The organism is Nocardiopsis sinuspersici (assembly GCF_001998325.1).
GTDB classification, from domain to species: domain Bacteria; phylum Actinomycetota; class Actinomycetes; order Streptosporangiales; family Streptosporangiaceae; genus Nocardiopsis; species Nocardiopsis sinuspersici.
The window spans coordinates 1,078,735-1,100,246 of the sequence record NZ_MCOK01000001.1 but is presented as its reverse complement, the minus strand read 5'-3'; the positions used below and the strand labels follow the sequence as shown (position 1 = coordinate 1,100,246).

At 72.6% G+C, this 21,512-nt stretch carries 20 protein-coding genes; 10 read left to right on the top strand and 10 right to left on the bottom strand.

Going from position 1 to position 21,512, the window contains the following annotated elements:
• Positions 1–30 precede the first annotated feature (30 nt).
• Complete coding sequence (locus NOSIN_RS04640; RefSeq protein WP_077689549.1) at positions 31–3,081, top strand: bifunctional [glutamine synthetase] adenylyltransferase/[glutamine synthetase]-adenylyl-L-tyrosine phosphorylase; 3,051 nt, start codon at positions 31–33, stop codon at positions 3,079–3,081.
• 484 nt (positions 3,082–3,565) lie between these two features.
• Here the strand turns inward: NOSIN_RS04640 and NOSIN_RS04635 are convergent, their stop codons facing one another.
• The 3 genes from NOSIN_RS04635 to NOSIN_RS04625 form a co-directional block, all read right to left on the bottom strand.
• Positions 3,566–5,392, bottom strand: coding sequence for a carbohydrate-binding module family 20 domain-containing protein (locus tag NOSIN_RS04635; protein ID WP_077689548.1), 1,827 nt, complete (start codon positions 5,390–5,392; stop codon positions 3,566–3,568).
• A 410-nt stretch (positions 5,393–5,802) separates the two neighbouring features.
• Entirely contained in the window at positions 5,803–6,141 is a 339-nt protein-coding gene (locus NOSIN_RS04630) for a hypothetical protein (RefSeq protein WP_077689547.1), read from the bottom strand.
• A gap of 122 nt (positions 6,142–6,263) precedes the next feature.
• The gene (locus NOSIN_RS04625) at positions 6,264–6,878 is read right to left on the bottom strand and encodes a hypothetical protein (RefSeq protein WP_143832850.1); all 615 of its coding nucleotides are present in this window, start codon (positions 6,876–6,878) and stop codon (positions 6,264–6,266) included.
• A gap of 252 nt (positions 6,879–7,130) precedes the next feature.
• On the opposite strand from NOSIN_RS04625, the gene NOSIN_RS04620 reads away from it, so the two are divergent.
• The 5 genes from NOSIN_RS04620 to NOSIN_RS04610 all read left to right on the top strand — a co-directional run bounded on the left by NOSIN_RS04620 (position 7,131) and on the right by NOSIN_RS04610 (position 11,874).
• Entirely contained in the window at positions 7,131–7,334 is a 204-nt protein-coding gene (locus NOSIN_RS04620) for a hypothetical protein (RefSeq protein ID WP_077689545.1), read from the top strand.
• Positions 7,335–7,536: 202 nt separating this feature from the next.
• Positions 7,537–8,229 (top strand): hypothetical protein, encoded by a 693-nt coding sequence (locus NOSIN_RS27630; RefSeq protein WP_236743297.1) that lies wholly within the window; start codon positions 7,537–7,539, stop codon positions 8,227–8,229.
• Positions 8,166–8,312 carry a LuxR C-terminal-related transcriptional regulator gene (locus NOSIN_RS27625; protein WP_236743296.1) on the top strand — a complete coding sequence of 49 codons (147 nt, stop codon included), beginning with the start codon at positions 8,166–8,168 and terminating at the stop codon, positions 8,310–8,312. Before NOSIN_RS27630 ends, NOSIN_RS27625 begins: the two co-directional genes overlap by 64 nt.
• A gap of 344 nt (positions 8,313–8,656) precedes the next feature.
• Positions 8,657–8,812: a hypothetical protein gene (locus NOSIN_RS27110; protein WP_170293614.1), complete on the top strand. Its 156-nt coding sequence runs from the start codon at positions 8,657–8,659 to the stop codon at positions 8,810–8,812.
• Positions 8,813–8,874: 62 nt separating this feature from the next.
• A complete protein-coding gene (locus NOSIN_RS04610; protein WP_077689543.1) occupies positions 8,875–11,874 on the top strand; it encodes an ATP-binding protein in 3,000 nt (999 codons plus the stop codon).
• A gap of 75 nt (positions 11,875–11,949) precedes the next feature.
• On the opposite strand, the gene NOSIN_RS04605 is transcribed toward NOSIN_RS04610, so the two are convergent.
• Positions 11,950–12,594: a VOC family protein gene (locus NOSIN_RS04605; protein WP_077689542.1), complete on the bottom strand. Its 645-nt coding sequence runs from the start codon at positions 12,592–12,594 to the stop codon at positions 11,950–11,952.
• 197 nt (positions 12,595–12,791) lie between these two features.
• Between NOSIN_RS04605 and NOSIN_RS04600 the strand changes: the two genes are divergently transcribed.
• Positions 12,792–13,427: a maleylpyruvate isomerase family mycothiol-dependent enzyme gene (locus NOSIN_RS04600; protein WP_077689541.1), complete on the top strand. Its 636-nt coding sequence runs from the start codon at positions 12,792–12,794 to the stop codon at positions 13,425–13,427.
• 148 nt (positions 13,428–13,575) lie between these two features.
• On the opposite strand, the gene NOSIN_RS04595 is transcribed toward NOSIN_RS04600, so the two are convergent.
• A complete protein-coding gene (locus tag NOSIN_RS04595; protein ID WP_077689540.1) occupies positions 13,576–14,616 on the bottom strand; it encodes a hypothetical protein in 1,041 nt (346 codons plus the stop codon).
• Entirely contained in the window at positions 14,613–15,221 is a 609-nt protein-coding gene (locus NOSIN_RS04590; protein WP_227015000.1) for an RNA polymerase sigma factor, read from the bottom strand. The genes NOSIN_RS04595 and NOSIN_RS04590 overlap by 4 nt, the downstream gene beginning before the upstream one ends.
• Before the next feature lie 473 nt (positions 15,222–15,694).
• Between NOSIN_RS04590 and NOSIN_RS04585 the strand changes: the two genes are divergently transcribed.
• Complete coding sequence (locus NOSIN_RS04585) at positions 15,695–17,056, top strand: glutamine synthetase family protein (RefSeq protein WP_171986555.1); 1,362 nt, start codon at positions 15,695–15,697, stop codon at positions 17,054–17,056.
• 93 nt (positions 17,057–17,149) lie between these two features.
• On the opposite strand, the gene NOSIN_RS04580 is transcribed toward NOSIN_RS04585, so the two are convergent.
• From NOSIN_RS04580 to NOSIN_RS04570, 3 genes are read right to left on the bottom strand one after another with little or no spacing between them, the layout of a single operon-like run.
• Entirely contained in the window at positions 17,150–17,341 is a 192-nt protein-coding gene (locus NOSIN_RS04580; protein WP_143833015.1) for a DUF397 domain-containing protein, read from the bottom strand.
• 2 nt (positions 17,342–17,343) lie between these two features.
• Positions 17,344–17,538, bottom strand: coding sequence for a DUF397 domain-containing protein (locus NOSIN_RS04575; protein ID WP_375539669.1), 195 nt, complete (start codon positions 17,536–17,538; stop codon positions 17,344–17,346).
• Positions 17,513–18,346, bottom strand: a complete 834-nt coding sequence (locus tag NOSIN_RS04570; protein WP_077689535.1) for a helix-turn-helix domain-containing protein — start codon at positions 18,344–18,346, stop codon at positions 17,513–17,515. Before NOSIN_RS04570 ends, NOSIN_RS04575 begins: the two co-directional genes overlap by 26 nt.
• Positions 18,347–18,522: 176 nt before the next feature.
• Here NOSIN_RS04570 and NOSIN_RS04565 point away from each other — a divergent pair, with 176 nt between their 5' ends.
• Both NOSIN_RS04565 and NOSIN_RS04560 read left to right on the top strand, forming a co-directional pair.
• Positions 18,523–18,840, top strand: coding sequence for a hypothetical protein (locus NOSIN_RS04565; protein WP_077689534.1), 318 nt, complete (start codon positions 18,523–18,525; stop codon positions 18,838–18,840).
• A complete protein-coding gene (locus NOSIN_RS04560; protein WP_077689533.1) occupies positions 18,837–19,091 on the top strand; it encodes a hypothetical protein in 255 nt (84 codons plus the stop codon). The genes NOSIN_RS04565 and NOSIN_RS04560 overlap by 4 nt, the downstream gene beginning before the upstream one ends.
• Positions 19,092–19,260: 169 nt before the next feature.
• Here the strand turns inward: NOSIN_RS04560 and NOSIN_RS04555 are convergent, their stop codons facing one another.
• A complete protein-coding gene (locus NOSIN_RS04555) occupies positions 19,261–21,501 on the bottom strand; it encodes a rhamnogalacturonan lyase family protein (protein ID WP_077689532.1) in 2,241 nt (746 codons plus the stop codon).
• Positions 21,502–21,512: the final 11 nt, after the last annotated feature.

The window sequence follows — 21,512 nt, the reverse complement described above, 5'->3', positions numbered from 1 at the left end:
TGACGCGTGGCAAGGGACGGAAGAACAGACATGACGGCAGGCGCACTCGCCAGACGCGGTTTCAGCGACAGCATCCGGGCCCTGCGGCTGGTGGCGGAGGCCGGTCTGGACGCCCAGGCCGACACCGACGTCATCGACGCCCTCGCGGCGGCTCCCGACCCCGACCAGGCCCTGCTCGGGCTGATCCGGGTCCTGGAGTCCGACGCCGATCCGGACGAGGTCCTGGACGCGCTGCGCGAGGACCGCGAACTGCGTGCACGACTGTGCCGGGTGCTGGGCACCAGCCCCGCCCTGGCCGACCACCTGGTGCGCCATCCGGGCGACTGGCGGGAGCTGCGGGGCGCCGACGCCGCCCGCTCCCCCGAGCAGGAGGAGGTGCGCCGGGGGCTGATGCACACCGTGGGCGCCGACCCCAACGGTCCCGCGCCGGTGGCCGACCCCGCCGTGTCCGAGGACGGGTCCGCCACCGCCCTCCGCCACCTCCTGCGCGTGGCCTACCGCAGGCGGGTGCTGCGCCTGGCGGGGCGGGACCTGACCGGCATGTGCACGGTGGACGAGGTCGCCGCGGAGCTGGCCGACCTGGCCGCGTCGGTGCTGGACGCGTCCCTGGCGGTGGCCCGCGCCGAGCACCCCGAGGACGCGGCGCTGTGCCGCCTGGCGGTCATAGGCATGGGCAAGTGCGGCGGACGGGAGCTGAACTACGTCAGCGACGTGGACGTGGTGTTCGTGGCCGAGCCGGTCGAGGAACCCGGCTCCGACGAACCGGTGGACGAGCAGGCCGCGATGCGCGCGGCGACCCGGCTGGCCACCGCGATGATGCGCGTCCCGTCGGAGACCGACGCCGAGGGCACCCTGTGGGAGGTGGACCCGGCGCTGCGGCCGGAGGGGCGCAACGGGCCGCTGGTGCGCCCGCTGTCGGGACACCGCGCCTACTACGAGCGCTGGGCCAAGACCTGGGAGTTCCAGGCGCTGCTCAAGGCCCGCCCGATCGCCGGCGACGCGGAGCTGGGCCGGGCCTACATGGACGTGATCTCCCCGATGGTGTGGGGTGCCGCGAACCGCACGGACTTCGTGGAGGACGTGCAGGCGATGCGCCGCCGGGTGGTGGCGCACATCCCGGCCGGTGAGGCCGAGCGGGAGCTCAAGCTGGGGCCGGGCGGGCTGCGCGACATCGAGTTCTCGGTGCAGTTGCTCCAGTTGGTGCACGGGCGCACCGACGAGCGGCTGCGGTCGGGCAACACCCTGGAGGCCCTGCGGGTGCTGTCCGAGCACGGGTACGTGGGGCGCGGGGACGCGTCCGGGCTGGCCGACTCCTACCGGTTCCTGCGGCGGTTGGAGCACCTGCTGCAACTGGAGCGGCTGAGGCGCACGCACGTGATGCCCGACTCCGCCGGCCCGGAGGGCTCCGAGCACCTGCGCCGCCTGGGGCGGGCCCTCGGTTTCACCGCGGACCCGGTCAGGGAGCTGACCGGTGCGCGCCGCCGGGTGTCCTCGGAGGTGCGGCGCCTGCACGAGAAGCTGTTCTACCGGCCGCTGCTCAACGCGGTGGCCAGACTGCCGGACGAGGAGGCCCGGCTGTCGCCGGAGCAGGCCAGGGACCGCCTGGAGGCCCTGGGGTTCGTGGATCCGGGCGGTGCTCTGCGCCACCTGGAGTCGCTGACGTCGGGGGTCTCGCGCCGGGCCTCGATCCAGCGGACGCTGCTGCCGGTGATGCTGGGCTGGTTCTCCGACTCGCCCGACCCCGACTCGGCCCTGCTGGGGTTCCGGCAGGTGAGCGAGGCCCTGGGCACCACCCCGTGGTACCTGCGGCTGCTGCGCGACGACGTGCGGGTGGCCGAGCGCATGGCGTGGCTGCTGGGCACGAGCCGCTATGCGACGGAGCTGCTGCTGCGCGCCCCGGAGGCGGTGGCGATGCTGGCCGACGACGCCAACCTGGCGCGCCACAGCCCGAGGGTGCTGGCGGCCGAGGCCGAGGCGGCGCAGCGCCGGTACGACACGGCCGAGGAGTCGGTGGCGGCGGTGCGCGCGCTGCGCCGCCGCGAGCTGCTGCGCACGGCCGCCGCCGACCTGCTGGAGGTGTCCTCGATCCAGGAGGTGGGCTCGGCGCTGACCGACATCGCGGCGGTGACCATCGAGGCCGCGCTGCGCCTGGCGCAGAACCGGGTGGTGGCCGCGTCGCGGGACGAGCCGCTCACGCGGGTGTGCGTGGTGGCGATGGGCCGGTTCGGCGGCGGGGAGCTGACCTACGCCAGCGACGCGGACGTGATGTACGTGCACGATCCCCTGCCCGGGGTGGACAAGGGCGCGGCCACCAAACAGGCGATGGCGATCGTGCGGGAGCTGGCGCGGCTGCTGGAGATGCCCGCCGCGGAACCGCCGCTGAAGGTGGACACCGACCTGCGCCCGGAGGGGCGCAGCGGCCCGGTGGTGCGCACGCTGGAGTCCTACGCCGTGTACTACGGGCGCTGGTCGCAGGTGTGGGAGAGCCAGGCGCTGCTGCGGGCCAAGCCGGTCGCGGGCGATCCGGGGCTGCGTCAGGCGTTCACGGAGCTGATCGACCCCATCCGGTATCCGAAGGGCGGGATCGACTCCTCCGCGGTGCTGGAGATCCGCAAGCTCAAGGCGCGGATGGAGTCCGAGCGGCTGCCGCGCGGGGCCGACCCGACGCTGCACACCAAGCTGGGCCGGGGCGGGCTGTCGGACGTGGAGTGGGTGGCCCAGCTGACTCAGTTGCGCCACGCCCGCGAGTACCCGGACCTGCGGACCACGGGCACGCTGGAGGCGCTGGAGGCGGCCGTGGCGCACGGGCTCCTGGACGAGGAGGACGGCGAGGTCCTGGCACAGGCATGGAAGCTGGCGTCGCGGGTGCGCGGGATGGTGATGCTGGTGCGCGGCCGGGGCGGCGACTCGCTGCCCACGGACCTGCGGGTGCGCGCCGCGGTGGCGGGTGCGATGGGCTGTGGCGGCGACGACGAGGACGAGGAGGTGTGGGAGGGCCCGTCCGACCGGCTGACCGAGTCCTACCTGCGTACCACCCGTCGGGCGCGCGCGGTCATGGAGCGGGTCTTCTACGACGACTAGACCGTGTCTCCCCGGGGCTCCGCCGCGCTTCGCTGTGCGCTCGGACGCCGGGGGTACGGGAACCCCGCCGGCGCCCACGGTGCGGCCGCTCCTGCCTCACGGGCGTACCCGCGGATCCTCCGGCGGCCCCGCCGCCCCCGGTGGCGCGGGACCGAGTCCACCGGACAGGTCCGGTGCGCCGGCCGCGAGGGCCCGGCCCGCGTTGGCCCTGTGCCTGTGGACGCCCTCGGCACTCGAAGTGCGCCGTGAGTACGGGATCACGGTGTACGGGGCCCTCTCCGGTCACAGCACCGTGGTCCCCGGGAGGGGCGCCCCCGTGTCGAGGGAGTGGGGCACGGGGGCGCCGGGGCCGGGAGTGGTTCGGCCCGGGGTGGTGGTCGGCGGATTCCTCGAAGGTCCTCGCCCGCCGGTCCCTCCGGACGGGCGGGTGGACGGGCGGCGCCCCGAAGCGGGGCGGCGGGGCGCCGCGACGGGGCCGGCGGGGTCAGTCGCGCCAGGTGACGGTGGAGGCGGGGCCGACGCGGTTGGCGCCGGACTCCCACTCGGCGTTGCCCGCGCCGTCGACCTTGACCAGCTTCCACTCGGTGTCGGCGCCGAAGGGGACGGTGCCCGACCACACCGGGTAGGTGGACTCGTCGGTGGACAGCCTCACCCCGTCCAGCGGGTTCCAGGAGCCCAGCTCGGGGGTGGAGCCGACCACGTACACCTCCTGGCCGTACCAGGTCTCCACGGTGGCGGAGACGCTGCTCCCGGCGGGGTCGTCCGGGTCACCGGGGTCGGTGCCGCCTCCGCACTCGGCGGAGTCGTCGCAGGTGCCGCCCACGTGCAGGGCGACGGCCCCGTTGGCCGGAACCCGGGCGCTGACCCGGCCGTCGGCGACGGTGAGGGTCCCGCTTCCGGCCGCGTTCTCGTAGCTGCCGTCGGGCAGGGCGGTGTCGGCGGTCAGGTTCCAGGTGCCGCCGCTCGCGTTGAAGGCGGCGAAGCCGCGGTCGCCCCGGTCGAAGGCGAGCCGGGAGGCGCCGTCGGTGGCGCGCTGGACCACCGGGGTGTCACCGGTGGCGTTGCGGAAGGCGGCCATCCCGGCGACGGCGGGGTGCCTGTGCTCGCAGACCCACTCGGAGTCGGAGCAGTCGGCGTCCTCGGTGATCCAGCCCGCCGGGTTGCCGGGCTCGGATCCGGTGCTGGGCGGCCCCTCGGTCACGTTGTCGCCGAAGTCGTAGCTCGACATCACCACCGGGGTGCCGTAGGGGTGGGCGAGCATGAACGCCGTGGCGAGGTAGTACCGGTCGCCGTCCTTGAAGGTCAGGGTCGGGTGGTAGCGCTGGCTGTCGTGGTTGTCGATGAAGACGGTGGCCTGCTCGTCGCTGAGCCCGCCGTAGTCCGGCAGGTGCGCCAGGCCGGAGATGTCGCCGTTGGCGAACCTGCCCGAGATGTCGCGCTGGTAGTCGAAGGCGGTCACGTCCCCGTAGGGCGTGTAGGCGGTGTAGGGGATCGTCTGGTCGCCGATCACCTCCTGGTAGATCTCCGGCCGGCCGCCGAAGACCGGCACCTCGTGCAGGTCGGAGAGGATGGCCCCGATGTGCTCCTCGGGGACGTGCTTGGCCGCGTCCACGCGGAAGCCCGCCACGCCCATGTCCACCAGGTCGTTGAGGTAGCGGCGGATCTGCGCGCGCACCCGGGGGTCGGCGGTGTCGAGGTCGGCCAGGCCCACGAGCTGGCAGTTCTGCACCTCCCACTTGTCGTTCCAGTCGGCGATCTCCTCGTAGCAGGGGCCGAAGTCGGCGCGGTCGTAGCCGGCGCCGCCGTCGCCGAACAGGTCGGGGTGGTCGTACTTGGCCCATTCGGTGCCCGCGCTGCCGGTACCGGAGCCGTCGCCGGTCATGTGGTTGATGACGGCGTCGACGTAGACCTTCACACCGCTGTCGGCGCAGGTGGAGACCATCGCCTCGAACTCCTCGGCGGTGCCGCGCCGGGTGTTGTCGATGCGGTAGGAGACGGGCTGGTAGTCCTGCCACCAGGGGTGGTTCCCGCCTTCGGCGTAGGGGATGACCACGTGCTCCTGGGGCGGTGAGACCTTGACCGCGCCGAAGCCGCGGGGGCCGAGGAAGTCGGTGCACTCGTTCGCCACCGCGTCCCAGGTCCACTGGAAGAGGTGGACGACGGCCTCCCCGTTGCCGGTGGCCGCGGCGGTGGCGTCGGTGGAGGCGGTCTCGATCTGTCGGGGGGCGGGGCCGGGCAGGAGGGGAACCGCTAGCAGGCCGGCTCCCACCAGAACCGACCCGGCCGCGGCGCCGAGTCCGGATAGCTTCATGTGCGCTCCTCGGGGGAAGGTGCGCGGTGGGGCGGCACTGCCCCGACCGCTGTCCTCTTGCAGTTATTGCAAGAGTTTGCGTGAGCGTGATGAAGGTAACAGAAGGGTTCGCCCTTGTGAACAGCCCGTGTCACCGGGGTGTCGCCTTTCACGCAGCGCGACGAATGCCGACCCCACCTGGGCGGACACCGGGTACAGCGGCGCCTTCGCGGCGAAGGCGGACCGGGGGCGCCGCCGCCGTGAACTGCGGGGACGGCGATGCGGGACCTTCGGCTTGAAGCACGAAAAACCTTGCAAGATTACTGAAAGGCACAGAAAAAGCCGGTGGTGGTACGGACCCCGGGGTCCGTACCACCACCGGCGGGGGCGGCCTGCGGGGACCGCGCCGGGGGACGCGGGAGGGCGGGGAACTACCAGAAGACGGCCACGCCGATGTTGACGACGGCGAGCACGCCCGCGATGACGGCGAGCTTGTCGGCGGGCTTGCGCAGGTTCAGCACGCCCACCACCACGACGGCCAGCGCGACCACCAGCTTGACCGCGATCTTGACGTGGTTCATCTCCGTGAGGTCGGCCATCTCGGCGACCCCGACCAGCAGCAGTCCGGTGACGAGCTGGAGCAGGGAGCTGTGCAGCAGGACCTTGGTCGACTTGGCGTTGCCGGTCATGACCTGCATGAGGAAGCCCGCGAGGACGCCCGCGAGACCGAGCATGTGCAGGAAGACGAGCGCGGAGTAGAAGATGTCCATACCGGAACATTACTACGCCTTGTAGTTGCCAGTGCGCCCCGGCCGCCCACCGGGGCGGTACGCCAGACGGGGCCGGGCGGGACCGTACGCCGGGGCGGCGCGGCGCACGTCCCCGCCCCGGCTCACCCGCGCGCCGAAGCGCTCCTGCGCCGCCACAGCACCCAGGCCAGACCGGCCAGCAGGGCCACCCCCGCCGCCCTCACCAGGCCGTCGCGGTCCATGTACTCCGACGCACGTCCCGCCACGGTCGTCTCGGCCACGACCACCGTGTCGCTCGCGCACATGGCCGGGTCGGAGTCGCGGTCCAGCAGCAGGCAGGCGGTGCTCGTCAGGCGCTCCCGGCCCTCGGCGTCCTCCGGCACCCGCACACGTACCGTGTACGCCGTCTCCTCCCCCGCGGGTACGGCGACCCGCCAGTTCACGATGCCGTCCTTGACCACCCCGTCACCGCCGACCTCCACGATCTCCAGCGACTCGGGGACGTGCTGGGCGAGCAGGGCGCCCTCCACGGCGCCACCGCCGCCGTTGGCCAGGGTGGCGCGCAGCGTGAGTTCCTGCCCCGGCCCCGGCGGCTGCGCGCCCGCGTCCAGGGTGAGGCCCATCCCGGCCGCCGGACCGGCCCCGTCGTCGGCGAGGGCCGGCGCGGCGAGCACTCCCGTCGCCATCGCCACCAGGCCGGCCGCGGCCGCCCGCCCGTACGCCGTGTTCCGACAGCCCTTCCGGACCATTCCCGTCATCCCGCGCCTCCCGCGTGTTCACGATCCGACACCCCTAGGAAACTATGCGTGATCAGGTGAGTGCATGCGGTGACACGCCTTCCGGCCGTGGGACTCGGGCCGGCGGCTCCGCCCGGGGCCTTAGGGCCATACGTGCCCCGTCCCGCCCCAGGACGGGGATTCCTCCCCATGTGCGCCCCGGGGTCTTAGGGCGATCGTGGACACCAGACGGCGGGGACACCGGGTCCGCGCCCCGAGGACGGGGAGAACACCGTGTTCCACACCGAGCTGATGAACGCCAACGCCCGGGAGATGACCGAGCAGCGCGTCCGCGAGGCGCAGAACGTCCAGGCGGCCCGCCGGGCCCACGCCAGGGAGCGCGCGCAGCGAAGGCACGAGCGCGCGCAGCGCAGACAGGAGCGCCGCGAGCACCGCCTCCTGTCGCGGAAGCGGGAGGACTACGGCCGCGCCGTCTGACTCCGCCGGACGGCCGTACGCCGCCGCTGCCGCACCGAGGCCTCCGGCACTTCCCGGACCTGCTGGCGCTCTGTACCGACTGGACCCGGACGCCACGGCGGTACTGCGCGCGGCCTCGGTCGGCGCGGTCGGCCGCGCCGTCTGACTCCGCCGGGCGTCGGAACTGGCCGAGGACATACCGGGGTCGTCCCCGCACACGCCGGTGGACGCCCGCCTGTTGCGGGTGATCGGGGACGGGTACCGGTTCCGGCACGCCCTGCTGCGCGAGGCCGTCCACGGCTCCCTGCCGCCCGGAACGCGTTCCCGGCTGCACCTGCGCTTCGCCCAGCTCATCGACGAGCACCCCGACTACGTGCCCGCCGAGCGGTGCACCGCCGAGCAGGCCCACCACTACCACTCCGCCCAGGACCCGCCCGAGCGATGCAGGCGGCGTGGGTGGCGGCGTGGCGGTCCGGGGGCCGGGGAGTCGCTGGCCCACAGTGAGCGGCTCGTCATGCCGGAGCGCGTCCCGGCCCTGTGGAACCGGGTGCCCGACGCCCGTGCGCGCGGGGGCCGGGAGGAGGCGGTGCGGCGCTGGGAGCGAACGCCCCTGGTGCTGCACCTGGCCGAGGCCCGGCTGCGTGCGGCGCACGCGGCGCTGGCCGGACACGACCAGGCCGCGGCCCGCGCATGGCTGGGACAGGCCCAAGGCGCGGCGCACGGGTGCGGGGCGGTGCCGCTGGAGCGGTCCGCCGCCGGGCCGGCCCGGCGTGCGGGTCTGCGGCTCGGCGGAGCCTCGGAGCCCCCGCGGGACCGACTCCGCGCGAGACGGAGGTGCTGCGGCTGCCGGCGGTGGGCAGCACCGACGCCCAGATCGCCGGGGAGCTGTTCATCTCCGCCAAGACGGCCAGCGTGAACGTGTCCAACATCCTGGCCAAGCTCGACGTGCCCAACCGGGCGACGGCCGGGGCGCGTGCCCGCGACCTCGGCGCGGTCTGAGGGCGCGGTAACGCGCGCGGGGAGCGGCGGGAGGAAGGTGTCCGGGCCTTCCCTTCGCGTGCCGTGCCGCGTGGCGGAGGAGCACCTCGGTGACGGGACGCCCTCTCGGGCGGGGCGCCCGCCCGGACGGCCGACGAAACGGGCCCGGTCCGGTTCGAGCCCGCGGCGTCTCAGGCGGGGCGGCCGTCTTAGACCGGGCGGCCTCCCAGAGCGGGCGGTGTCCTACGGCCAAGGCGTGCGCGGGGCCGGGAACGGGGTGTTCTCCCCATGTGGGGACGGGGGTCTTAGAAGCATCGTGGGTGGTGCCGGTGAGGGACACCGGACCAGCACCACCAGGAGAGACCGTGATCCACCCCGAACTTCTCGCCGCCGTCACCAAGGAGACGACCGAGGCACGCCTGCGTCGTACCGAGGCCGTACTCGAGGCCCGCCGCAAGCGCGCCGAGGAGCGTGAGCGCCGCCGCGAGGAGCGTCGTTCCCGCTTCGGCCGGGCCGTCTGAGATCCGGCGTGCGATTCCCGACGACACCCACGGTGTCCGACCTTGTAGGCATAATGAGCGTCATGCCCGTTCTTGTCGAGAGCAACACCGTGTTCGTGGGCCGTGAGCCCGAGCTCCGGCTCCTCCGGGACCATGCCCGGCGATCGCACACCGAGGCGCCTGGAGCGGTCCTGGTCGGCGGGGACGCGGGAGTGGGCAAGAGCCGCCTGGTCGGCGAGTTCGTCTCGGCCCTGCCCCAGGGATCGGTCTTCGTCGGCGGCTGCCTCCAGCTCGGCGTGGACGGACTGTCCTACGCACCCTTCACCGCCGTCCTGCGCCAGCTCCTGCGCGAACGCGGACGGGAGGCCTTCGAGACCGCCGCACCCGGCGGGGTCGGCGAGTTCTCCCGGCTCCTGCCCGAACTGGGCGAGGTACCCGCCCAGCGACCCGAGAACCGGGGCATCCTCTTCGAACAGGTCCTGCGCCTGCTCAACCAGGCCGCCGAGGACGGCGGTGTCACCGTGGTCCTGGAGGACCTGCACTGGGCCGACGGCGCCACCCGCGACCTGCTCGTCTTCCTCGTTCGCAACCTCGACCTGCCGGGCGTGCAGATCGTCGCCACCTACCGCAGCGACGACCTGCACCGCACCCACCCGCTGCGCCGCCTGCTCCCCGAACTGCGGCGCGCACCCGGCGTCGAGGCGCTCGAACTGGCGCCGCTGAGCCGCGACGAGGCCGGCGCCCAGGCCGCGGCGATCCGGGGCACGGCGCTCACCCACCACGAGATGGACGAGCTCTACCGGCGCACCGAGGGCGTCCCCCTGTTCGTGGAGTCCTTCGCCGAGTCGGTCGGCGATCCCGCCGGCGACGACCACGGCGTGCCCGACCAGTTCCGCGACCTGCTCCTGGAGCCCCTGCACCGGTTCGACGACACCGCCATGTCGGTACTGCGCGTGGCGTCGGTCGGCGCGGTCTCGGGCAGCATCGAGCACGAGATGCTCTACCACGCGGCCGGCCTGGCCGAGCGCGAACTGGAGCCCGCCCTGCGCACCCTGGTGGACGCCAACGTGCTGCGCGCCGACCGCACCGGGTACCGCTTCCGGCACGCCCTGCTGCGCGACGCCGTGCACGGCGAGCTGCTGCCCGGTCCCCACGCCCGGCTGCACATGCGCTTCGCCCAGCTCATCGACGAGTACCCCGACTCCGTCCCCCTCGACCGGCGGGCCGCCGAGCAGGCCCACCACTACAACGCCGCGCAGGAACTGCCCAGCGCCCTCCAGGCCGCCTGGTGGGCCGCGGTGCGCGCGAGCGACACCCTCGCCTACGGGGAGGAACTCGACATGCTGGAGCGGGTCCTGGCCCTGTGGGACCGGGTACCCGACGCACGGGAGCGGGTGCAGGGCCTGTCCTGGGCCGAGGTGGTCAGCCGCGCGGCGGGGGCCGCCGTGGAGGCGGGCCGCCCCCGGCGCGCCCTCGACCTCGCCGACGAGGCCCTGGCCACCCTGTCCGAGGACGACCGGGACGACCACACGCTGATGGTGCGGGCGTGCCTGCTGCGCCGTCGCGGGCTGGCACGCGCCGAGGAGGCCTGCGGCAGCGGGATCATCGACCTGATCACGGCCCTGGAGCTGCACCCGCCGCACATGCCGGGGTACGTCATCCTGCTGGCCATCCTGGCCAGGGAGACCATGGTCCACCGCGGCGACCGGCGCGGGACCCCCGGACAGGAGCGCCTGAAGGAGCTGGAGAAGGCCGGAAGGTCCACGCGCGCGCTCGCGGAGGAGGCCATCGCACTCGCCGGGTCCGCCGGCCAGGAGGACATGTGCGCGGCCGCCGACGCCCGCATCACCCTGGGCGGGCTCCACATGGACTCGGGGGACCTGGAGAGGGGCCGTCCGCTGATCGAGGAGGCCATCGGCTACGCCGCCGAGATCTCCGACCCCTCCCTGGAGGCGCGCGGAGCGGGCAACCTGGGCCACTTCCTGCGGGAGCTGGGCCACCACGAGGAGGGACTGGCGGTGCTGGAGGAGTCCCTGGCCCGGCACGAGGCGATGGGCTGGGCGTCCGTCCACAAGACCTTCAACCACCAGAACCGCGCGGAGATCTACTTCGAGCTGGGCGACCTGGCCGGGGCGCGGCGGATCGTCGAGGCGGTCCTGCGCACCCACCCGCTCAACAAGCACCGCTACTACGTCGACGCGGTGCTGGTCCGGGCGGCCGCCGCCCAGGGGGACCTGGCCGCCGCGCGCCGGGCCATGCAGGTGCCGGGGCGGTCGGACGCGCTGACCTCGCAGCGGATGAACATCGTGCAGCTGTCCCTGCTGGCGCTCCTGGAGACGGACCTGGCCGCGGGCGCGGTCGACGACGCGCTCGCGTTGTCCGAGCGGACCCTGGAACGGCTGGTCCTGGAGTCCGCGCACGGTTACACGTGGCCGATGGCGGACGTGATGGCCGAGGCCGCGCGGCTGGGCACGGTCTCGGGACGTCCCCACGAGACGGTGGACCTGGCGCGCCGGGTGCGGGACCTGGTGGCCGACCTGGTGACGCTGATGCCGGCCCACGGAACGGCGCAGCAGGCCTACCGGGCGTCCGTGGCGGCCCGGCTGGCCGCGGTGGACGGTGCGGAGCCCGCCCCGCTGCTGGAGCGGTGGACGGCGGCGGTGGAGGCATGGGAGGCCACGCCGATGCGGCTGCACCTGGCGGGAGCCCGGCTGCGGGCGGCCGAGGCGGCGATGGCCGCCGGGGACCGGGGCCGCGCCCTGGAGTGGGTGCGCCGGGCGCACGCGGCGGCCGAGGAGTGCGGAGCGGTACCGCTGGCCGACGCCGCCGCGGACCTGGCGCGCAGGATGGGGGCGGGCCTGGTGGAGGACGCCGCCCCGCCCACGGCACCGGCCGGGCTGACCGCGCGCGAGGCGGAGGTGGCGCGGCTGCTGGCGGTGGGCAGCACCAACGCCCAGATCGCCGGGGAGCTGTTCATCACGCCCAAGACCGCGAGCGTGCACGTGTCCAACATCCTGGCCAAGCTCGACGTGCCCAACCGGGCGACGGCCGGGGCCCGGCTGCGCGAACTCGGCCTGGCCTAGGGCTCGTTGCCCGCGCCCTCACGGGCGCCGCCGGGAGAGACCGGGTCGGTGACGTGCCGATGGGGCGGGCGGGGTTCAGCCCCGCCCCAACTCGGTGCAGACACAGGCTTTGTCGCCGTCCGGGTCGGCCAGCACGACGAAGGCCGGGGCATGGCCGTCGTCGACGACGCGTCCGCCTGCGGCGACCGCCGCGGCGATCCGCCGGTCGGCGGCTTCCGGGGGAACCGTGACGTCGAGGTGGAAGCGCTGTCGGTCGGGTGCGGTCGAGTCGGTCGCCTGGAACCACAGCGGCGGGAGCTCCCCCGCCGGGTCGACGACGTCGCCGCCCGCCTCACCACCGCCGAGAACGGCCGCCCAGAACGGCAGCACCGTTTCCGACACGGGCGCGTCCAGGGCCAGCTCCAGCACCTGTACCCGCTCCGGGCACGGGGTCAGCCCCTGGTCGGACGCGAGCGCGCTGATCCTCTCGGCCAGTCGGACGTCCCTTTCGGTCACCCCTCCGACGTCGTGGCTGCGCAGCACGAGCTGGACATGCTCCGCACGCAGGTCGACGTCGGGATGATGGCCGACCGTGTCGGTGAGCCGCCCCATGGCGGCGACGAACGCGGCTCCCGCTCCGAACGAGCCGGTCCCGAACCGAGCACGCAGCGCTCCCAACAACCACCGCCAGTCAGCCAGATCGACCTGCCGGACCCCGAGACGAGTGGTCTGTCGCACCATGCCCCGACGATAGGCCACGGCTCCGCGGCCACGCCCCCGCGGCCCCCTTCCGCGACACCGGCGACGAGCCCGGGAATGTCGTAGGCCGGAGTGATGATTCCGGTGTCCGCCCACGACCACAGGCACGGGACGAAAACCCGTTCCCAGGAGTATCCGATGACACCACCAGCACACTGCCCGTGCCGCGGAGTCCGCCGGTGAGCGGCCGCGCGGACCTGTGGCCGCTGATCCACCAGGAGCGGGCGGCGCTGGCCGACGACCTGTCCGAGCTGACCGAGGAACAGTGGGCGACACCGTCGCTGTGCGAGGGCCTGACCGTGCGCGAGGTACTCGCGCACCTGACCTCGGCGGCGACCCTCAACGGCCTTCGATGGCTGGCCGGGGTCGTCCGCTGCCGGTTCGACTTCGACGCCCAGGTCGCGATGCGCCTGGCGGAGCAGATGGGCACCTCCGGCGCCGAGACCCTCGCACGCTTCCGGGGGGTCACGAGGAGCACGACGTCACCGCCCCTGCCCAAGCCCGCCATCCTGGGGGAGGCGATCGTGCACGGAGAGGACATCAGGCGGCCCCTGGGCATCGTCGGCGCCCGTCCGATCGCCACGCTGACCCTCGTGGCGGACTACTACCGGGGCTCGGACCAGGTCGTCGTCGCCAAGAGCCGGGTGCGGGGGCTGAGGCTCCAGGCCACCGACGGTCCGTTCGCCTCCGGCACCGGACCGCTCGTCTCCGGGAGCACGCTCGCCCTGGTCATGGCGATGACCGGTCGCTCCGCGCACCTGGACGAGCTCACCGGCAGCGGTGTGGACATCCTGCGCGAACGTGTGAACGGCTGACCCGCACCGGCCGTGGCGCGGGAGGACGCCCGGCCGGTGACCCCGGAGAACGGGACTTCTCCTTCCGTGGACAACGCCGAAGGGGCGGGCGCGTGGCCACGCGCCCGCCCCTCACGGCTCGTCCCGGAAGCGGTCCGGAAGCGGCCGGTCAGAACAGCCCGGTCTCGCCCTCCACGATCACGCTCACCTCGCCGGGCGCGTGCAGCGACACGTCGGCGACCACCATGTCGTCACCGACCTCGTCCCCGGTGAGCTCCCGCATCTCCCCGCAGAGCCCGTCCTCGGGAGCCTGCGGGGGGTCGTTCGGCCCGGGGGCCGGCCGCGAGCCCTCCCCCGCGGCCGACCCGTTCTCGGCGTCGGTGTCGGTGGAGGCTGGCTCCCCGTCGGCGTCGAGGTCGTCCGTGTCGTTCTCGGACCCGCCACAGGGCTCCTGGACCGGCTTCCTGAAGCCGGCGATCTCCTGGTCGACCCCGGCGAGGGCGTCGCGCAGCTCACCGACGGTCATCCCCGCGGGTTCCATGCCCTCCAGGGCCTCCCCCGGGGCGGTCGCGGCGTTCGTGCTCTCGTAGTGCTCCCCGGCCTCGGGTTCCCGGCCGAAGACCACCTCGACCGGGTTGTCGTAGTCCTCGGGGATGCGCACACCCACGGGGCAGCCCCCGCCCTGAGGAGTGCACTCCCCGGGCGAGGTCACGACCTCCACGTCGCGTTCGTCGGTGCCCTCGCCCGTCATGTTGTCGTCCAGGTAGACGAGGTTGCCCACGACGGTGGGAGACGCCGGGACGAAACGCAGCGTGACGTCGAGGCCGTGCTCGGCGAACTCGGCCGCGTACGCCTCGGCGTCGGCGGTGGGGTCGAGCACCTCGGCCACCACCACGCCCTCCTCGACACTGACGTCCAGTACGGCGGCGGCCGCGGGCTCGGGGCCGAGCGGAAGGGAGGAGCCCTCATCGGCGGAGGGGTCGAACAGCACGGTGGCCGCGACGCCTCCCACGGCGAGGGCCGCGGCGATCGGAGCCGCGACGAGCAGGCGCTTCCTGCGGGGGGACATGGACATGGTGGTCTCCTGGTTCCGGGTGGGGATCAGCGAACGCAGCTCACGCGCGGCGGGGGCCGCGGGGTCGAGCCGGTGGGACGCGTCCACCTCGGGGCGGAGTCCGGCCACCATGCGGTCGATCGGGTCATGGTTCATCGCGCCGCTCCTTTCAGGGACGTGGCACGCCGTGGGCGTGGGGTGGTGACCGAGGAGGGGGCTCCGGTCCCGGTGTCCAGGCCGGCCCTGCGCAGGGCCCTGGCGAACCGGTTGCGTGCCCGGTGCAGGCGCACGCGGGCGGTTCCCCGTGCGCACCCCAGGGCGACCGCGATCTGCCCGGTGTCGAGCTGTTCCCAGCCCGCCAGGGAGAGGATCTCCCGGTCCCGTTCGGGCAGGGCGCGAAACACCCTGCCGACCTCGCCCAGGCCGGGATCACGTGCCTCGGGCAGGGTGACGGCGACCTCGCGCAGGTCGGCACGCAGGCGCGCGGCCAGGGCGTTGCGGCGCTGGTCGCCGCGCCGGTGGTTGGCGAGCACCTTGCGTGCCACGCCGAACACCCACGGCCGGGCCTGGTCCTCCGGCGGGACGTCGTCGATCCGGGACCAGACCACCGTGAACACGTCGGCGACGAGGTCGGCGGAATGGTCCGGGTCCTGTGTGCGGCGCAGCAGGTAGCCGAGCACGTCACGGAACGTGGACTCGTAGAGTTCCTCGAACCGTGCGACGGACTCCTCCCGCGACCGCACCGGGTGTTTTCGGGGCAACGTGCACCCTTTCCCCTCGGTGGTGGTGCGTCCTACACCCCCACACATGTCCGGACCCCGCTCAGCGTTACGGGTTCGGGAGGAAGAACCGGAAAAGTACGCGGAAGTCCCCGGACCGACCGGCGGACCCCGGCCGTGCGCCTGTGCGGATGGTGTGCCCCGGGCAGGGCACTCTACGTCGGCCTTCGGGTCGGGCCGCCGCCGGACCCCCGGCGGGGACCCGCGCGTACCGCCTCGGACCGAGGAGTTCCGTCACACTCGGGGAACCGCGGGCGAGGCGAGGTGGCGGAGCGAAAGCCCCGGCCACAGGTCATAATGCGTGTGCGGGGAACGGACCGGGCAGGCTTGTCGGCGTGTGCGGAAATACCCCGGAAATATCCGCACGGCAGACTGGTCCCGGGACACTGTGTCCGGCTCGGCTCCGCGCACGGCGGAACAGTATCCGGACCGACCGGCATCAAGGAAGGTTGACCGTGAATCGACAGCAGGAATTCGTGCTCCGCACGTTGGAGGAGCGCGACATCCGGTTCGTGAGGCTGTGGTTCACCGACGTGCTCGGGTACCTCAAGTCCGTGGCGGTCGCCCCCGCCGAACTGGAGGCGGCCTTCTCCGAGGGCATCGGTTTCGACGGCTCGGCGATCGAGGGGTTCGCACGCGTCTACGAGGCCGACATGCTGGCCCAGCCCGATCCCTCCACCTTCCAGGTGCTGCCCTGGCGCAACGAGCCGCACGGCACGGCGCGCATGTACTGCGACATCCTCATGCCGGACGGTTCGCCGTCCTCGGCGGACCCGCGCCACGTGCTCAAGCGCCAGCTCGGCAAGGCCTCCGACCTGGGGTTCACGTTCTACACCCACCCCGAGATCGAGTTCTACCTGCTCAAGAAGATGCCCGAGCAGGGCGAGTTCCCCGAGCCCAACGACTCGGGCGGCTACTTCGACCACACGCCCCACAACAGCGCGCACGACTTCCGGCGCAACGCCATCAACATGCTGGAGGCCATGGGCATCTCCGTGGAGTTCAGCCACCACGAGGGCGGCCCGGGACAGCAGGAGATCGACCTGCGCTACGCCGACGCGCTGACCACCGCCGACAACATCATGACCTTCCGGCTCGTGATGAAGGAGGTGGCGATGGAGCAGGGCGTGTACGCGACGTTCATGCCCAAGCCGTTCACCGAGTACCCGGGCTCGGGCATGCACACGCACCTGTCGCTGTTCGAGGGCGACCGGAACGCCTTCTACGAGCCGGGCGCGGACTTCCAGCTCTCCAAGGTGGGACGCGGATTCATAGCGGGCCTGCTGCGGCACGCCGACGAGATCACGGCCGTGACCAACCAGTGGGTCAACTCCTACAAGCGCCTGTGGGACGACCCGGCGGCCTCCGCCGGCATGGGCGGTGAAGCCCCCGCCTACATCTGCTGGGGCCACAACAACCGCTCGGCGCTGGTGCGCGTGCCGATGTACAAGCCCGGCAAGTCCAACTCCAGCCGGATCGAGATCCGCTCGCTGGACACCGCCTGCAACCCCTACCTGGCCTACGCCGTCATCCTGGCCGCCGGGCTCAAGGGCATCGAGGAGGGCTACGAGCTGCCCCCCGGCGCGGAGGACGACGTGTGGGCCCTGACCGACTCCGAGCGCCGCGCGCTGGGTATACGCCCGCTGCCGCAGAGCCTGGACGAGGCCCTGCGGATCATGGAGAACAGCGAGCTGGTCGCCGAGACCCTGGGCGAGCACGTCTTCGACTTCTTCCTGCGCAACAAGAAGGCGGAGTGGAACTCCTACCGCCGCCAGGTCACCCCGTACGAGCTGGCGCGGTACCTGCCGACGCTCTAGGCCGCGGGTCCTCCGCCTGCGGCGACACGTGCGTGAGCCCTCTTCCCGGGCGTCCGGGAAGGGGGCTCGGTGCGTCTGGGGGCTCCAGAAGGTTCAGGGTGTGGAGCCCTTCACCGCCTCCAGGAGGGCGGTCCACTCGGCTCCGGTGGCCTCCAGGCAGCCCAGGTGCCGGTTCTGGGTGTCACGCACGGCGGCGCCCGTCGTGGTTCTCCGAGCTTCGACGCAGTTTCCACCGTTGCCATGGCTGAAGGTGGACTTCTTCCACTTAGGTGAGAGCTTCGTCATCGTCATCCCTTAACCGCTCCCAGGAGGGCGGTCCACTCAGTGTTGTTGGCTTCCAGATGGCCGAGGTGGCGGTTCTGGGTGTCACGCACGGCGACGGCGGCGCGCGCAGCGTTCTGCCTGGCCTCTACGCAGTCACCGCCGTTGCCACCGCTGTAGCTGGACTTCTTCCACTCAGGTGAGAGCTTCGACTTCGTCATCATGCTTCCTTCGATGCTGGTGGAGAACCTTCAGCGACTTCTCAGGCGACAGCGCGACCCCCAGGAGGTCGCTGAAAAGCGTATCCATCCGGGCCACGTCGTCCTGCTCGGTCACCATCCGGCCCGATAGCGCGTCCTCCAGGTACAGCGTGTCCGACTGGTCCTCGAAGCTCAGGAGGGTGAAGGGCATGACCGCCGGGGGACCCGACGTGTCCAGAGGAACGACATGAATCCTGATCCGTTTGGTTTCCACCATATCGATCAGCTTGGTGATCTGCTCGGACAGGACCTGCGGTCCGCCGATAGAGGCCAGGAGGACCGCTTCGTTCAGAACGACCACCATGCGGGGAGGGTCAGGGAGGTCCCAGAGCCTTTGCCTTTCCATCCGACCTGATACCAGCTCCTCGATATCGCGAAACGGTGCGAGGCCGTTGTTCGCCACGACCAGGGAACGCGCGTAGTCCTCCGTCTGGAGGAGGCCGGGAATGACCGTGGCCTCGAACTTGCGCATGACCGTTGCCATGGGTTCGGCCTTCACCAGGTCACCCGCCCAGGCGGGGTAGGCCTGCTTGGAGTTCAACCGGTCCCAGAGCCTGACGAGGGTCCCCTCCCCCGCGACCAGGACGTCCAGTTCCACCGCCATCTCGCGTGAGGGCCAGTGCGTGCCGGACTCGAATCCGGAGATGAGCGTGTCAGAGCAGTTCAGCGGAGCGGCCAGGCTCTTCTGGGTCCTGCCCGCCCTGGCCCGCAGAACCTTCAGTTCAGTTCCCCACTCCCGGGCGTTCGGCCTGATCTTGTGTTTCGCCATTACTCCACCCTTCTCCACCATCCTCGCACCACCGAGAACAGCACTCCTCAAATTCTCCCATAAGCTCATGCACTCTATGGTTCCGAGCTCCTCTCTCGGATGATCGAATTCGAGGCCGACGGCGATTCATGGCAGCGGCCTCGAGAGCATTCCACCATTCCACAGAGAAAAGGGACATGTCAGAATCGAACAGCCCGGCAACGGTGACCAGGGAGGCGGCCAAGCGGCTCGCCCTGGAACTGGACGCGCTGAACCTCAAGCCGCTCCCCCAGCCGGGGATGGTGCTGGTGGCGAAGCGGGGTTCCCAGGAACAGCCGGTGCGCCTGATGCGGACGGACTCGGGACAGTGGCACTGGTTCTGGATGTGGGAGCCGTTCCGCACGGAAGGCACGTGGGAGTACGAACAGGGCCTTCCCCTGGGCCGGGAGCGGGACATGGCCCGCCGTCTCCTGGGTGTCCTGGAGATCGCGGAGGCCGGGGAGAAGGTCACGTGAGCGCGCACGAACTCCCCCGGTTCCTCGCCGAGGTCGGCCCCGAGGCGGCCGACTCCCTCGCCGCGACGGCGGGGGTGGAGAAGGTGGCACCGCGGCGGATCCTGTGCTCGGCCGTCGGCCTCCTCAACCTGCGCAGGCCCGGGGGAACCGTCTTCTTCGCACGCGGCGGAGCCGTGCTCACCCGCCCCGGGCAGAGGGTGGTGACCTTCTCCGAGCTCCGTGCGGGCGACCTTCCCGGGGAGTGCCTGTGAGATCCGGAGGCCCCGCACCGAAGCGCACGGGCCCCTCTCCCGGGCAGGGCTCCGGGAGAGGGGCCCGTGCGCTGGGGGGTTCGGCCGTCCGCGACCGCCCGCACACGGTTGCCGAGCGCGGGGCGGCCGTGCGAGCGCACCCGCACGACCGCCCCGACCCGCCCGGTGGTCAGGGTGTGTACACCTCCGGCCAGGGAGCGGGCTCCATGCCGTCCCCGATGAAGAAGCTCGGGTGCGGCGGCTGGTTGTAGGCGGTGTTCTGCCAGGCGACGGCCACCCGGTACTGGGTGTCGTGCATCAGGGTGGGCATCCGCAGTTCGGTGGGGACGGGCGTGGAGTAGATCCGCAGCGCCCGGTTGTCCTCGGTGCGCCAGACGACCTCCTCACGCCAGTCACCGAGGATGTCGCCGCTCAGCGCCGGTGTGGACTTGGTGCCGTTGTTGGAGGCCACCCCGGAGCCGGTCAGCAGCCGGGTGTCGCCACCGGTCCCGTACTCGTCGATGCGGGTGCCGTCCAGCAGTTCCCGCAGCGGATCGCCGTCCCACCAGCTCACGAAGTTCACGGAGGAGGGAGCACGAACACCCAGGCGGTCGCCCTCGGCGTCGTACACGCCGCTGACGCCGCCCCCCGCGACCCAGAACTCCGAGCCCGGGTTGCCCGGCCACACGTCCGCGGCCACGCCCCGGCCGGGCCCCTCCTCACCGCTGGCGGTGGGCCTGCGCCAGACCACGTCGCCGGTGGCGGCCTCGGCCACGTATGCGCCCGCCGCGCCTCCCGTGCGCTCGGTGATGGTGAAGACCTCCAGGCCGGAGCGGTCGGGCAGCAGGTCGCCCACGTGCATGGCGTCCCCGTGACCGTGGCCGGTGCTCCACATCCCGCCGCCGTCGTCGTCGACGGCCATCGAGCCGTACATGACCTCGTCGCGGCCGTCGCCGTCGGCGTCGGCGATGCTCAACTGGTGGTTGCCCTGTCCGGCCCACTCCGACCCGGCGTCGTCGCTGTCGAAGGTCCAGCGGCGGGTGAAGCGCCCGTCGCGCCAGTCCCAGGCCGCGATGACCGAGCGCGTGTAGTAGCCGCGCGCCATGATCAGGCTGGGCCGTTGGCCGTCCAGGTAGGCGACGCCCGCCAGGAACCGGTCCGCACGGTTGCCGTAGCAGTCGCCCCAGTCGCAGACGTCGCCGCGTCCGGGCACGTAGTCCACCGAGTCCAGTTCGGCCCCGCTGCGGCCGTCGAACATGGTGAGGAACTCCGGCCCGCTCAGGATGTAGCCGTCGCCGTTGCGGTGGTCGGCCCCGGCGTCACCGATGACCCCGCCGGTGCCGTCGACGGTGCCGTCGGCCGTCTTCGCGGCGACCTCGGACCGCCCGTCGCCGTCGAAGTCATAGACCTGGAACTGGGTGTAGTGCGCACCGGCGCGGATGTTGCGCCCCAGGTCGATGCGCCAGAGCCGCTCACCGCCGAGCTCGTAGGCGTCGAGCAGCACGGGGCCGGTACGACCCGCCTGGGAGTTGTCCTTGGCGTTGGTGGGCTCCCACTTCAGGACGATCTCGTACTCACCGTCGCCGTCGAGGTCGCCCACGCTGGCGTCGTTGGCGTCGTAGGTGTAGCCGCTGCCGCCGGACGGGACGTCCAGGGGGACGTCCAGGTAGCCGTCGCGCAGCGCCAGGGAGGTTTCCGAGGCCTCCGCCTCCTGACCGCCGACCACGGGTCGGACCGTGTAGCGGGCGTCGGCGGAGGCGCCGCCGTCCAGGTAGGAGGTGGCTTCGGTGAGGGGCTGCGGGTTGAGGAGCGTGGAGCCGCGGTAGACGTTGAAGGCGACGTCCTCGGGGTCGGTGGCCAGCAGGCGCCAGCTCACCAGGTTGCCCCGCGAACCGTGCACGCTCACCAGGCCGCGGTCCAACTCCTCGACCTGGCGCCCCTCGCCGGTGGTGGGCGGCTCCTCTTCGTCGGGCGGCTCCTCACCGGGGGGCTCCCCGGTGTCGCCGGTGCAGGCGGTGCCGTTGAGCGTGAAGGACTCGGGGAGCTCCGGGGCGCCGCCGTGGGAGGCGTTGAAGCCGAAGCCGACCGAGGCTCCGGTGGCGATGGCCGCGTTCCACCCGGCGTCGCCCACGCTGACGTGGTCCCCGGAACCGGCGAACTCGCCGTTCCAGCCGTTGGTGACGCGCTCGCCCGCGGTGAAGTCCCACTCCAGGGTCCAGCCGTCGACGGGATCACCGAGGTTGGTGACGGACACGGCCGCGGTGAAGCCGTTGTTCCACTGGTTCTGAACGGTGTAGTCGACCTCGCAGCCGGCGGCGGCGGAAGCGGGGCCGGTCGCCACGGCGGCGAACGCGGCGCCCGTGACGAGGGAGACCGCGAGGGATGTGACGCGCCGTGTCCGATGACGGGCGGCGGGGGGTATGGGGGGCATGGGAAGGACAC

Coding starts and splice junctions, on each gene's coding strand:
- NOSIN_RS04640 (WP_077689549.1), top strand. CDS start 31: ATGACGGCAGGCGCACTCGCCAGACGCGGTTTCAGCGACAGCATCCGG.
- NOSIN_RS04635 (WP_077689548.1), bottom strand. CDS start 5,392: ATGAAGCTATCCGGACTCGGCGCCGCGGCCGGGTCGGTTCTGGTGGGA.
- NOSIN_RS04630 (WP_077689547.1), bottom strand. CDS start 6,141: ATGGACATCTTCTACTCCGCGCTCGTCTTCCTGCACATGCTCGGTCTC.
- NOSIN_RS04625 (WP_143832850.1), bottom strand. CDS start 6,878: ATGACGGGAATGGTCCGGAAGGGCTGTCGGAACACGGCGTACGGGCGG.
- NOSIN_RS04610 (WP_077689543.1), top strand. CDS start 8,875: ATGCCCGTTCTTGTCGAGAGCAACACCGTGTTCGTGGGCCGTGAGCCC.
- NOSIN_RS04605 (WP_077689542.1), bottom strand. CDS start 12,594: ATGGTGCGACAGACCACTCGTCTCGGGGTCCGGCAGGTCGATCTGGCT.
- NOSIN_RS04595 (WP_077689540.1), bottom strand. CDS start 14,616: ATGAACCATGACCCGATCGACCGCATGGTGGCCGGACTCCGCCCCGAG.
- NOSIN_RS04580 (WP_143833015.1), bottom strand. CDS start 17,341: ATGACGAAGCTCTCACCTAAGTGGAAGAAGTCCACCTTCAGCCATGGC.
- NOSIN_RS04575 (WP_375539669.1), bottom strand. CDS start 17,538: ATGACGAAGTCGAAGCTCTCACCTGAGTGGAAGAAGTCCAGCTACAGC.
- NOSIN_RS04570 (WP_077689535.1), bottom strand. CDS start 18,346: ATGGCGAAACACAAGATCAGGCCGAACGCCCGGGAGTGGGGAACTGAA.
- NOSIN_RS04565 (WP_077689534.1), top strand. CDS start 18,523: ATGTCAGAATCGAACAGCCCGGCAACGGTGACCAGGGAGGCGGCCAAG.
- NOSIN_RS04555 (WP_077689532.1), bottom strand. CDS start 21,501: ATGCCCCCCATACCCCCCGCCGCCCGTCATCGGACACGGCGCGTCACA.